The 12,471-nt window shown below is 64.6% G+C and carries 13 protein-coding genes; 8 read left to right on the top strand and 5 right to left on the bottom strand.

The features are described from left to right. Positions 1–60 precede the first annotated feature (60 nt). The 7 genes from glyA to ACX80M_RS07105 all read left to right on the top strand — a co-directional run bounded on the left by glyA (position 61) and on the right by ACX80M_RS07105 (position 6,671). A complete protein-coding gene (glyA, locus tag ACX80M_RS07075) occupies positions 61–1,359 on the top strand; it encodes a serine hydroxymethyltransferase (protein WP_459309313.1) in 1,299 nt (432 codons plus the stop codon). A 3-nt stretch (positions 1,360–1,362) separates the two neighbouring features. Beyond that, entirely contained in the window at positions 1,363–2,262 is a 900-nt protein-coding gene (locus ACX80M_RS07080; RefSeq protein WP_252603630.1) for a bifunctional methylenetetrahydrofolate dehydrogenase/methenyltetrahydrofolate cyclohydrolase, read from the top strand. Between the two features lie 217 nt (positions 2,263–2,479). Beyond that, positions 2,480–3,043, top strand: coding sequence for a hypothetical protein (locus ACX80M_RS07085; protein ID WP_058929690.1), 564 nt, complete (start codon positions 2,480–2,482; stop codon positions 3,041–3,043). 10 nt (positions 3,044–3,053) lie between these two features. Beyond that, a complete protein-coding gene (locus tag ACX80M_RS07090; protein ID WP_459309314.1) occupies positions 3,054–3,887 on the top strand; it encodes an exodeoxyribonuclease III in 834 nt (277 codons plus the stop codon). 19 nt (positions 3,888–3,906) lie between these two features. Further along, positions 3,907–4,950: a tryptophan--tRNA ligase gene (gene trpS, locus ACX80M_RS07095; RefSeq protein WP_252603635.1), complete on the top strand. Its 1,044-nt coding sequence runs from the start codon at positions 3,907–3,909 to the stop codon at positions 4,948–4,950. Between the two features lie 4 nt (positions 4,951–4,954). Next, entirely contained in the window at positions 4,955–5,551 is a 597-nt protein-coding gene (locus ACX80M_RS07100) for a 2'-5' RNA ligase family protein (RefSeq protein WP_252603638.1), read from the top strand. Between the two features lie 37 nt (positions 5,552–5,588). Beyond that, entirely contained in the window at positions 5,589–6,671 is a 1,083-nt protein-coding gene (locus ACX80M_RS07105; RefSeq protein ID WP_252603640.1) for a YihY/virulence factor BrkB family protein, read from the top strand. Here ACX80M_RS07105 and ACX80M_RS07110 read toward each other — a convergent pair. The 5 genes from ACX80M_RS07110 to sdhC all read right to left on the bottom strand — a co-directional run bounded on the left by ACX80M_RS07110 (position 6,628) and on the right by sdhC (position 11,041). Then, positions 6,628–7,398: an alpha/beta hydrolase family protein gene (locus ACX80M_RS07110; protein WP_252603643.1), complete on the bottom strand. Its 771-nt coding sequence runs from the start codon at positions 7,396–7,398 to the stop codon at positions 6,628–6,630. The two genes, ACX80M_RS07105 and ACX80M_RS07110, sit on opposite strands and share 44 nt — an antisense overlap. A gap of 94 nt (positions 7,399–7,492) precedes the next feature. Further along, entirely contained in the window at positions 7,493–8,275 is a 783-nt protein-coding gene (locus ACX80M_RS07115) for a succinate dehydrogenase iron-sulfur subunit (RefSeq protein WP_058929685.1), read from the bottom strand. A gap of 1 nt (position 8,276) precedes the next feature. Beyond that, positions 8,277–10,076, bottom strand: coding sequence for a succinate dehydrogenase flavoprotein subunit (sdhA, locus tag ACX80M_RS07120; protein ID WP_252566498.1), 1,800 nt, complete (start codon positions 10,074–10,076; stop codon positions 8,277–8,279). A 104-nt stretch (positions 10,077–10,180) separates the two neighbouring features. Further along, positions 10,181–10,657 (bottom strand): succinate dehydrogenase hydrophobic membrane anchor subunit, encoded by a 477-nt coding sequence (locus tag ACX80M_RS07125; RefSeq protein WP_252603645.1) that lies wholly within the window; start codon positions 10,655–10,657, stop codon positions 10,181–10,183. Positions 10,658–10,660: 3 nt separating this feature from the next. Then, positions 10,661–11,041 carry a succinate dehydrogenase, cytochrome b556 subunit gene (sdhC, locus tag ACX80M_RS07130; RefSeq protein WP_082576094.1) on the bottom strand — a complete coding sequence of 127 codons (381 nt, stop codon included), beginning with the start codon at positions 11,039–11,041 and terminating at the stop codon, positions 10,661–10,663. Between the two features lie 257 nt (positions 11,042–11,298). On the opposite strand from sdhC, the gene ACX80M_RS07135 reads away from it, so the two are divergent. Continuing rightward, positions 11,299–12,432: a mannose-1-phosphate guanylyltransferase gene (locus tag ACX80M_RS07135; protein WP_252603648.1), complete on the top strand. Its 1,134-nt coding sequence runs from the start codon at positions 11,299–11,301 to the stop codon at positions 12,430–12,432. Positions 12,433–12,471: the final 39 nt, after the last annotated feature.

Here is a 12,471-nt window from a genome sequence, read left to right on the forward strand (position 1 = left end):
ATGTGCGCCAGCCGGTAGCCTGACCTTAGCAGTGCCCGTATCCCTAGCCAGGAGTTTTTCGTGACTACTACCGCCACCACCACAGCCGCCGTCAGCAACCAGTCGCTGGCCGAGCTTGACCCCGAAATCGCAGCAGTCCTCAGCCAGGAACTTGGCCGCCAGCGCGGCACCCTGGAAATGATCGCCTCCGAAAACTTTGCCCCGCGCGCCGTGATGGAAGCCCAGGGCTCGGTCCTGACCAACAAGTATGCCGAGGGTTACCCGGGCCGCCGTTACTACGGCGGCTGCGAATATGTGGATATCGCAGAGCAGCTGGCCATCGACCGCGTCAAGGCTCTGTTCGGTGCCGAGTACGCCAACGTCCAGCCGCACTCCGGTGCCCAGGCCAACGCCGCAGCACTGTCCGCCATGATTGCCCCCGGTGACAAGATCCTGGGCCTGTCCCTTGCCCACGGCGGCCACCTGACCCACGGCATGAAGCTCAACTTCTCCGGCAAGCTCTACAAGGTTGCTGCGTACCAGGTGGAGCCGGACAACTTCCGCGTTGACATGGACAAGCTGCGCGAACAGGCCATCGCCGAGAAGCCCCAGGTCATCATCGCCGGCTGGTCCGCCTACCCGCGCCACCTGGACTTCGCGGCCTTCCGCTCCATCGCCGATGAAGTGGGCGCGCTGCTCTGGACCGACATGGCACACTTCGCCGGACTGGTGGCTGCTGGGCTGCACCCGAGCCCGGTGCCGTACTCCGACGTCGTCACCTCCACCGTGCACAAGACCCTCGCCGGCCCGCGCTCCGGTGTGATCCTGGCCAAGCAGGAGTGGGCCAAGAAGATCAACTCCAACGTCTTCCCGGGCCAGCAAGGCGGGCCGCTCATGCACGTCATTGCAGCCAAGGCCGTTGCCTTCAAGATCGCCGGCACCGAGGAATTCAAGGAGCGCCAGGAGCGTGTCCTCGAAGGCGCCAAGATCATCGCTGACCGCCTCAACCAGTCCGACGTCGCCGACGCCGGCGTCTCCGTCCTCACCGGCGGCACCGACGTGCACCTGGTCCTGGTGGACCTGCGCGACTCCCAGCTCGACGGCCAGCAGGCCGAGGACCTCCTGCACTCCGTGGGCATCACCGTGAACCGCAATGCGGTTCCGTTCGACCCCCGCCCGCCGATGGTCACCTCCGGCCTGCGCATCGGCACCCCGGCCCTGGCCACCCGCGGCTTCGGTGCTGCCGAGTTCACCGAGGTGGCAGAGATCATCGCCACTGCACTGAAGGCCGGCACCGCCACGGACGTCGAGGCACTGCAGTCCCGCGTGGACAAGCTCGCCGCCGATTTCCCGCTGTACCCGCTGCACGAGCAGTGGTAATCCATGACCACTGAAACTGGAACTGCACAGATTCTTGACGGCAAAGCCACCGCCGCTGCCATCAAGGCCGAGCTGACCGAACGCGTGGCCGCACTCAAGGCCAAGGGCGTCACCCCCGGACTGGGGACCGTTTTGGTGGGCTCCGACCCCGGGAGCACCTGGTACGTGGGCGGCAAGCACAAGGACTGCGCCGACGTGGGTATCACGTCCATCCGCCGCGACCTCCCCGAGGAAACCACGCAGGACGAACTCCTCGCCGTGGTCCGTGAGCTGAACGGGAACCCGGAATGCACCGGCTACATCGTGCAGCTTCCCTTGCCCAAGCACATCAACCAGGACGTCATCCTGGAGGCCATGGATCCGGTCAAGGACGCAGACGGCCTGCACCCGATGAACCTGGGCCGCCTGGTGGCCAACGTCAGCGGACCGATGAACTCGCCGCTGCCGTGCACCCCCAAGGGCTGCGTGGAGCTCCTCACCCGGCACGGCATCAGCCTCAAGGGCAAGCGCGTCCTCGTGGTGGGACGCGGCGTGACCATCGGCCGTCCCGTCGGGCTGCTGCTGACCCGCAAGGACGTCAACGCCACGGTCATCCTGGCGCACACCGGGACCGTGGACCTGGCCGCCGAACTCCGCCAGGCCGACGTCGTGATCGCCGCCGCGGGAGTCCCGCACATGATCAAGGCAGCGGACCTCAAGCCGGGCGCAATAGTGCTCGACGTCGGCGTGAGCCGTGTTGACGACGGCAACGGTAAGGCAGTGGTCACCGGAGACGTGGACCCCGCCGCTGCCGACGTCGCCTCGTGGATCTCCCCGAACCCGGGCGGCGTGGGGCCGATGACCCGCGCCATGCTGCTCGCCAATGTGGTGGAAACCGCGGAGCGCCAGGCGGGAATCGCCTAGTTTCGTTCCTCAACAGCAAAGCCCGACGGCGGTCAGCACCTCCACTTGAGGTGCGGGCCGCCATCGGCCGTTAACCGTGCCCAGCCCAACTAAGTAGCGCTATCTGTCGTTTTGGAGGCTCAAAACGACAGATAGCGCTACTTAGTTGGGAGCGTGCAAGTGTTCGCCGGGGGTGGAAGGTGCGCTGGGGCTCTGCTGCGTTTGAGACAATAGACGCATGCGATCTCTGGGTAACACTCAATCTCCGTCCGGCCGGCCCAAGGGCGGCTTCTCCATGCTGCGGATCAGCGGTCCGGGAATGATGGTCTTTGTCATCGCGTTCATCGTTGCCGTGATCTTTGCCGCGAACCAGAACGACGTCGTGGGCTGGGTTGTCGCCATCATCGCCGCTTTCTGGCTGGCCCTCGCAGCCTTTGTGGTGTTCAGCATCCAGAAGGCGGCCAAAAAAGCCGGCGCGAAGCTGACGGAAGCCCAGAACGCCTTCAACAGCGCGGCCGGCCGTGCGCCGTCGTCGTCCTCGGCCGACCACGGCGGCACCCGGGTGGTGTACGAGCGGACCGAAGCGGACGAAGTCCGCGACCTCAAGCTGGACCACTCCTTCAAGATCGTCCAGGTCCAGATCCAGGTAGTGGAGAAGGAACGCGCCAAGGGTGAGGCAGCGGACCAGGACACGATCCGCCGCGCGCTGGAGACCATCGAGATCACCGCCACCAACGCCCGCGACATGATCCGCGCTGCCGGCGGCACCGGCGACCCGGTCAGCGGAACCATCATCGACTAGAGTAGTGCGGGTGATCTCGGCATTGAAGAAGGACCACCTTCGCATCGCATCAGTCAACGTCAACGGCCTCCGGGCTGCCTACAAGAACGGTATGGCGGCATGGCTGGAGCCCCGCGAGGTGGACATTCTCTGCCTCCAGGAAGTCCGGGCGCCTGACGCGATTGTGCGCCAGCTGCTCGGTGATGGCTGGCACATCCTGCACGCCGAAGCCGAGGCCAAAGGCCGCGCCGGCGTCGTCATTGCGTCCCGTGAAGAGCCTCTGGACACCCGCAACGGCATCGGCGATGACTACTTCGCCACCGCCGGACGCTGGGTTGAGGCTGACTTCAGGGTGGCCGACGCCGAGGGGAACCCCGCGCAGCTGACGGTTGCCAGCGCCTACGTGCACTCCGGCGAGGTGGGTACCCCGAAGCAGGTGGACAAGTACCGCTTTTTGGATGTCATGACCACCAGGCTGCCGGAACTGTCCAAGCACAGCGATCACGCACTGGTGGTGGGGGACCTCAACGTGGGCCACACCGAACGGGACATCAGGAACTGGAAGGGCAACGTCAAGAAGGCCGGTTTCCTGCCTGACGAACGTGCCTATTTTAACCGCTTCTTCGGCGAGGACATCGGCTGGAAGGATGTCCACCGTGGCCTGGCGGGCGACGTCGACGGTCCCTACACCTGGTGGTCACAGCGTGGGCAGGCGTTCGACAACGACACCGGCTGGCGCATCGACTACCACATGGCCACCCCGGACCTCGCCGCCGCCGCGTTCTCGGCAGTGGTTGACCGGGCGCCTTCGTGGGACACCCGCTTCTCTGACCATGCCCCGCTGGTAGTGGACTACCGGCTCTAAGCCCCGAAGGTTTTTTCCCATGACTAGCCCGAATTCCCCGGTGACCAAGAAACGCATCCTCTCCGGCGCCAAGCCCACGGCGGACTCCCTGCACCTGGGCAACTACATTGGCGCTGTCCGCAACTGGGTGGACATGCAGGCTGAATATGATGCCGTCTTCTTCATCCCGGACCTTCACGCCATCACCGTGGACTTCGATCCCGCCGAGCTTGCCAAGCGCACCCGGGTGGTTGCCGCGCAGTACATTGCCGCCGGCATCGACCCGGACAAAAGCATCTTCTTTGTGCAGTCCCACGTCCCCGAGCACGCCCAGCTGGCCTGGGCCCTGAACTGCATCACCGGCTTCGGCGAAGCGTCGCGGATGACACAGTTCAAGGACAAGACCCAGAAGTCGGGCGCGGACGCCGCAACTCTTGGCCTGTTTGCCTACCCCACGCTCATGGCAGCCGACATCCTGCTGTACCAGACTGACCTCGTGCCGGTGGGCGAGGACCAGCGGCAGCACCTGGAGCTCACCCGGAACCTGGCCCAGCGCTTCAACACCCGCTACGGCCACACGTTCACCGTGCCGGAGGCCACCATCCTCAAGGCCAGCGCCAAGATCTATGACCTGCAGAACCCCAGCGCCAAGATGTCCAAGACGGGGGAGTCGCCCAACGGTTCCATCCAGCTGCTGGAGGACCCTAAGCTCGCCGCGAAGCGCATCAAGTCCGCGGTCACTGACACGGGATCCGAAGTCCGGTTCGATGCCGAAGCCAAGCCCGGGATCTCCAACCTCCTCACCATCTACTCCACGCTCACCGGAAAGTCCGTGGCTGAGCTGGAGACGGAGTACGAGGGCAAGATGTACGGCCACCTGAAAGTGGACCTTGCGGAGATCATGGTGGACTTCATCACGCCGCTGCGGAACCGCACCAACGAACTGATGGCTGACCCGGCCGAGCTGGACCGGCTGCTGGCCCAGGGCGCCGAGCGGGCCAGGGAAATCGCCGCAGTGACCCTTGGCCAGGTCTATGAGCGCATGGGCTTCCTGCCGTCCCTCAGCCTCGCAGGCGTCCGCTAGCTCGATGTCGGCCGCCAGCAATGTCAGTGAAGGAATGAGCGTAGGCGTCATTCTGGGCTTTCCCCCTGCCATCGCCGAGGAGCTTCAACGGTGGCGCGCCTCCTTCGGGGACCCCATGGCGGGGGTGGTGCCCGCGCACATCACGCTGGTCACTACCACGCCCACCCAGGACTGGGCAGCCACCCAGGCGCACGTCCGCGACGTGGCGCGGCGGCAGGTCCCGTTTATGGTCACCATTGCCGGGACCGGAACGTTCCGGCCGGTCTCCCCGGTGGTTTACATCAACGTCGAGGACGGGTTCGACTCCTGCGTGGAGCTCCACGAAAGACTCCAGAGCGGCCCGCTGCAACGCGAGTTGCCGTTCTCGTACCACCCGCATGTCACCATCGCCCACGATGTCGCGCCCGAAAGCCTGGACGAAGCCGAAACGGTGCTTGAAAGTTACCGGGCGACGTTCCCGGTGGTTAGCATGGGACTCTACGAGCACGATGCCGACGGCATTTGGCAGCTACGGGAAGAGTTGGACTTTGGGACCGAAACTGACGACGGCGGGTCCTTCGCCGCGGACGCCGACGCAAACGGAGCCACCGCTCCCTACTGAACAGGCCCGCCTGAAGCTCGCCGTCATCCAGAAACGGATGGAGTGGGGCAAAGCCAGAAGGTCCGACGGCGGCCCGGTGGCCAGCTCGCTGGCGATGCTCCAGTGGCTGCTGGCCAGGCTTAATGCCTTCCGCCCGATGCGCGCGTGGCAGCACTACAACCTCCAGCATGGCCCGTTGATGAGCGCCGGCATCGGCTTCAACATGTTCTTCTCCATCACCGGCCTGTTGGCCACGGGTTTCTCCGTTGCCGGCCTGGTGCTGCGGGGCCAGCCTGCCCTGCTGGACACCATCATCCGCAGCGTGGCCCAGAGTGCGCCCGGACTGCTGAAGGTGGGCGGGGGAGAAGGGCTGGTTGATCCGAACGACCTCCTGAACCCGGACGGACTCGGCTGGACCGCCGTGATTGCTGCCGCGGTTACGGTCATCACGTCCCTGGGCTGGATCGCCGGACTCCGCGACGGCCTGCGCGGTGTGGTGCAGTTGCCGCCCCTGAAAATCAACCCGATTGTCCTTAAACTGCGCGACGCCGGCACCCTCCTGCTCCTGGGAGTGGCCCTGGTGATCAGCGCCGGAGCGTCCCTGGTGTTCGGCACGGCGGCCGGCTGGGTCACGGACTTCCTGCAGCTGGATCCGGCGGTGGCAGGTCCGCTGACCACAGCGATCAAGATCGGTGTGCCGCTGACGCTCAACTGGGTCACGGCCGTCATCATGTTCCGGCTGGCCGGTGGGCTCAAGCTCTCCCGGCGGGCACTCCTGGAGGGGACCATCCTTGCCGCGGTGGGCACCACCGTCCTGCAGGTCTTCAGCACTGAACTGCTGGCCGGTGCGGGACGGAACCCCATCCTGGCGCCGTTTGCCATCATCATCGGCCTGCTGATCTGGTTCAACCTGGTCAGCCAGGTCTACCTCGTGTCCGCCGGCTGGTCCACCATCCGTGAAGAGGACCTCAGGAGCGCACCCGCAGGCCAGGAGAAAGCACTGTGGGGCTCCCGGCAGGTCCAGCCCGGCAAGGTACCCGTGGAGGGCCACAGCGACGGAAAGGGCCCCGGCGCCGGGCACCAGGGCAGCCCGGCAGTTACTTCCCGGCGTCGAGGTACTGGTCGGCCCAGGCAGAAATAATCCTGGCGGCCCGGGCTGCCTGGCCCTTGCCGGTCAGCAGGTGGTCGCTGCCTTCGAGTGAGACGAAGTTCCGCGGATGGCGCGCCGTCTGGAAGATGGTGCTGGCGTTCTCGATGCCCACGGTGTTGTCCGTGGGGGAGTGGAGGACCATCAGCGGTTTGTGCAGCTGCCGGATGCAGTCCGTGAGGTCCGCGTTTTCCAGGTCCTCCACAAAGTGTTTCCGGATCTCCACGCGTTTCCCGCCGAGGTCCACTTCCGCGCTGCCCTCGCTGAGGATCTTGTCCAGTGCGGCGTCAAAGACGTGGGCCACGTGCTTGGGTGAGAACGGGGCCGCAACTGTTGCGACGGCGTCGAGCTCCGGGATCTGTCGGGCGGCCGAAAGCACCGCCGCGCCGCCGAAGGAGTGTCCCACCAGCAGCGAGATGGCCCTCCCGTGGCTGCGCATGAACTCGGCGGCCACCACGGTGTCCGCCACCTTGTGGCTGAAGGAGCCCTCCGACCAATGGCCGGCTGACTCGCCCAGCCCCAGGTTGTCGAAGCGGAGCATCCCGATGCCGGTGTCGGCCAGGGCCTTGCACATCCGGGACGCCGCCGGGCTGTCTTTGCCCAGGGTGAAGCCGTGTGAGAAGACGCCCCAGCCCCGCACCGGCCCCTCCGGGACGTCGATGATGCCGGACAGGAGCTCGCCGGTGGAACCTTCGAAGCTGACTTTTTCGGAGCGGGACATCGCGTGCTGCTTTCGTTGGTGCCGTCACGTGTTAAACAACGACGGCGCCCATCCCACCTAAGGTGGGTGACGCCGTCGTAAGCAAGAACCTGAATTAGATCTTACGGGAGAGAATTGCCTGCTTGACTTCGGCGATTGCCTGGGTCACCTGGATGCCGCGGGGGCATGCTTCGGAGCAGTTGAAGGTGGTGCGGCAACGCCACACGCCTTCCTTGTCGTTCAGGATTTCCAGGCGCATGTCGCCGGCATCATCACGGGAATCGAAGATGAAGCGGTGGGCGTTGACGATCGCGGCCGGGCCGAAGTACTGGCCATCGGTCCAGAAGACCGGGCAAGAGGACGTGCACGCCGCGCAGAGGATGCACTTGGTGGTGTCGTCGAAGCGCTCACGGTCCTCGGCGGACTGCAGGCGTTCCTTGGTGGGCTCGTGGCCCTTGTTGATCAGGAACGGCATGACTTCGCGGAAGGACTGGAAGAACGGCTCCATGTCCACGATCAGGTCCTTCTCCACCGGCAGGCCCTTGATGGGCTCAACGGTGATGGGCTTGGTGGTGTCCAAGTCCTTAAGGAGCGTCTTGCAGGCAAGGCGGTTGCGGCCGTTGATGCGCATGGCATCGGAACCGCAGACACCGTGGGCGCAGGAACGGCGGAACGATACGCTGCCGTCAATTTCCCACTTGACCTTGTGCAGGGCGTCCAGCACGCGGTCGGTGCCGTACATGGTCACCTTGAAGTCGTCCCACGTGGCGTCCTCGGACACCTCAGGGTTGTAACGGCGGACGCGCAGGGTGACGTCGAACGTGGGGATCTCTCCGCCGCCTCCGATGTGTGCGGGCAGTTCGATCTTGGAGGCTGGCTCAGCAAGTTCAGCGGTCATCTTAGTACTTCCTCACCATCGGCTCGTAGCGGGTAAAGACAACCGGTTTGGTGCCCAGACGGATGCCGGCGATTGCCTCTGCCGAGCCGTCGGCCGGGGCGTGGTCATCCTTGTACGCCATGGAGTGCTTCATGAATTTTTCGTCGTCGCGTTCCGGGAAGTCCTCGCGGAAGTGTCCGCCGCGGGATTCCTCACGGTGCAGGGCAGCCACGGTCATGACCTTGGCCAGTTCCAGCAGGAAGCCCAGTTCAACGGCCTCGAGCAGGTCCAGGTTGAAGCGCTTGCCCTTGTCCTGGACGCTGATCTTCTTGTAGCGGGCCTCGAAGGACTCGATGTCCGTCAGGACCTGGTTCAGCGTGTCAGCCGTACGGAACACCTGCATGTTGGCGTCCATGGTGTCCTGGAGTTCCTTGCGGATCACCGCCACCTTCTCGTCGCCGGTGCCGTTGCGGGCAATGTCCAGCAGCTCGATGGTGTAGGCCTCCGGATCCTCTGGGAGGTCCACGAAGTCAGCAGTCTTGGCGTACTCCGCGGCGGCGATGCCGGCGCGCTTGCCGAACACGTTGATGTCCAGCAGTGAGTTGGTGCCCAGGCGGTTGGAGCCGTGGACCGAAACGCAGGCGACCTCGCCGGCGGCGTACAGGCCCGGGATGACGGTGTCGTTGTCCTGCAGGACCTCGGTGGTGATGTTGGTGGGGATGCCGCCCATGGCGTAGTGCGCCGTGGGGAACACCGGAACCGGTTCCGTGTACGGTTCCACGCCCAGGTAGGTGCGGGCGAACTCGGTGATGTCCGGGAGCTTGGCATCGATGTGCGCAGGCTCCAGGTGGGTCAGGTCCAGCAGGACGTAGTCCTTGTTCGGGCCGCAGCCGCGGCCTTCGCGGACTTCGTTGGCCATGGAGCGGGCCACGATGTCACGCGGTGCCAGGTCCTTGATGGTGGGGGCGTAACGCTCCATAAAGCGCTCACCCTCGGAGTTACGCAGGATGGCGCCCTCACCGCGTGCGGCTTCGGACAGCAGGATGCCCAGGCCGGCTAGGCCTGTCGGGTGGAACTGGAAGAACTCCATGTCTTCCAGCGGGATGCCGCGGCGGAAGGCGATGCCCATGCCGTCACCGGTGAGGGTGTGGGCGTTGGAGGTGGTCTTGAAGACCTTGCCGGCGCCGCCCGAGGCGAAGATCACGGACTTGGCCTGGAACACGTGCAGCTCGCCGGAGGCAAGGTCATAGGACACGACGCCGGCAACACGCTTCTGCTTGTACGGCGTGCCGTCCTCGCGGACAGCGTCTTCCTCGACCGTCAGGAGGTCAAGGACGTAGTACTCGTTGTAGAACTCCACGTTGTGCTTGACGCAGTTTTGGTACAGCGTCTGCAGGATCATGTGGCCGGTGCGGTCAGCTGCGTAGCAGGCACGGCGGACGGGCGCCTTGCCGTGGTCGCGGGTGTGGCCACCGAAGCGGCGCTGGTCGATCCGGCCTTCGGGCGTGCGGTTGAACGGCAGGCCCATCTTTTCCAGGTCCAGCACGGCGTCGATGGCTTCCTTCGCCATGACCTCGGCGGCGTCCTGGTCAACCAGGTAGTCACCGCCCTTAATGGTGTCAAAGGTGTGCCATTCCCAGTTGTCTTCTTCGACATTGGCAAGGGCCGCACACATGCCACCCTGCGCCGCACCGGTGTGCGAGCGGGTGGGGTAGAGCTTGGTCAGTACTGCTGTTCGCGCGCGCTGACCGGACTCGATCGCGGCGCGCATGCCAGCGCCACCGGCACCGACGATGACGACGTCGTACTTATGGACCTGCATACTTGGGCGCTCTTTCTCTCAAAATTCGCTATAAAACAACGGGCGGGCGTTGCCTGCACCGCAAAATACAGCCTGCGGCTCACCGCGGGCAGCGGATGATCTGGCTACGCGGGGCAGAATCCGCCGGGCAGCGGAACGCCGTCAACCACGGGGCACGGGTTGAAGGTGAAGATCACCAGGGTGCCAAGGACGATGATCACGGTGGTGGCCGCGTAGAGGACGATCTTGAGCCAGAGTCGGGTGGAATCCTTCTCGGCGTAGTCGTTGATGATGGTGCGTACGCCGTTGGTGCCGTGCAGCATGGCCAGCCACAGCATGGCGAGGTCCCAGATCTGCCAGAACGGGTCAGCCCACTTGCCGGCGACGAAGCCGAAGTCGATGGCTTGGATGCCTTCGCCCACCAGGAGGTTCACGAAGAGGTGCCCGAAGATGAGCACCACCAGCACTACGCCGGAAAGGCGCATGAACAGCCAGGCGAACATTTCGAAGTTGCCCCGGCTTGCGCCGGTGCGGCGGTACTGGGGGGAGATCTTGCCGCTACTGTTTTTCCCACTGCGTGGGCTGTCGATCGTTGCAGTCATGGCTCAGTGACCTCCAAGTGCGAGGGAAAGGTGGCGGATGGAGAAGCCGACCATAACAACTACCCACAGGGCCAGGACGGTCCACAGCATCTGGCGCTGGTATTTGGCGCCCTTCTTCCAGAAGTCGACGGCGATGATCCGCAGGCCGTTAAAGGCGTGGAAGACAATCGCGGCAACCAGGCCCGTTTCACCCAGGGCCATAAGGGGGTTCTTGTAGGCACCGATAACAGCCGTGTAGGCCTCCGGGGACACACGCACCAATGAGGTGTCCAGCACATGGACCAACAAGAAGAAAAAGATCACTACACCGGTAATCCGGTGTCCTACCCAGGACCACATGCCTTCACGGCCGCGGTACAAGGTGCCAGCTGGTTTTGTCGGCACTGATAAACCTCCCTGCAACACAGCGGCGCTGGCATGAGATCCACGCGGGGGGAACGCCTGCTGCGAGAGCAACTCGTAGCTCAGGCCTAAATCTAGGCTTCGCTCACAGCTTATTCAATTTAGGAACTCCTTGGTGACCCCGCAATGCCTGCGTTTTGCCTGCAGATGAGACGAACACCACATCATGGCGCGCCCGCGGGGGTTGGCGGAGGGTTCTGAAAGGGGCAGTTCACGGCTCGTCAGCTAAAGTAGCCGTGATGAGTACAGACAAAGTGACAAGCCCGGATTCACCCCTGAACCGCTTTATTGCGGTCATTCCGGCAGGCGGAGTGGGGACTCGCCTCTGGCCCCTGTCACGGGCAGCAGCTCCCAAATTCCTCCATGACCTCACCGGGTCCGGCAGCACTTTGCTGCGCGCCACCTACGACCGCCTCGAGCCGCTGGCAGGCAGGCGCGTCCTCGTGGTGACCGGCACTGCACACCGGGCCGCCGTCTGCCGGCAGTTGCCCGAGGTCCAGGAGTCGGACCTGGTCCTGGAGAGCGAGCCCAAGGATTCCGGCGCCGCCATCGGCCTGGCTGCCGCCATCCTGTACCAGCGCGACCCGGACACCATCATGGGTTCCTTCGCCGCTGACCAGGTCATCAGTCCTGACCACCTGTTCCAGCAGGCCGTCCGCGAAGCCATCCACACGGCCGCCGCCGGCAAGATCGTGACCATCGGCATCAAGCCGACCCACCCGTCCACCGGCTTCGGTTACATCCGCGCCGGCGCGGAACTCAACATCGAAGGTGCGCCCAGCGCCCAGGCCGTTGTCGAGTTCGTAGAGAAGCCGGACGAGGAAGTTGCCCAGCAGTATGTGGACAGCGGTGAGTATGTCTGGAACGCAGGAATGTTCGTGGCTCCCGTTGCCCTGATGCTGAGGCACCTTGAGGCCAACCAGCCGGAGCTGTTCAAGGGCCTGCAGGAGATCGCCCAAGCCTGGGACACTCCCGAACGTGATGTCGTCACAGCCCGCGTTTGGCCCACGTTGCCCAAAATCGCCATTGACTATGCGGTGGCCGAGCCTGCCGCCGCTGCCGGCGATGTGGCCGTTGTGCCGGGCACGTTCGGATGGGACGACGTCGGAGACTTTGCTTCGGTGGGCCGGCTCAACAGTGCGCGGGAAGTCGATGACGTCACCGTTATCGGTGAAGGCGCCCGGGTTTTCACCGAAAACGCCAGCGGTGTGGTGGTTTCGGACACGAAGCGCGTGATCGCCCTGATCGGCATCAAGGATGTGGTCATCGTTGACACGGGCGATGCCCTCCTGGTGACCACCAAGCAGCACGCGCAGCGGGTCAAGGGAGCCGTTGACGCGCTCAAGGCCAGTGGCGACACCGACGTTCTGTAACCCGGTCGGGAGTGTCCAGGCGCGGCACAATCTGTAACG

It is taken from the genome of Pseudarthrobacter sp. MDT1-22 (genome assembly GCF_054511035.1).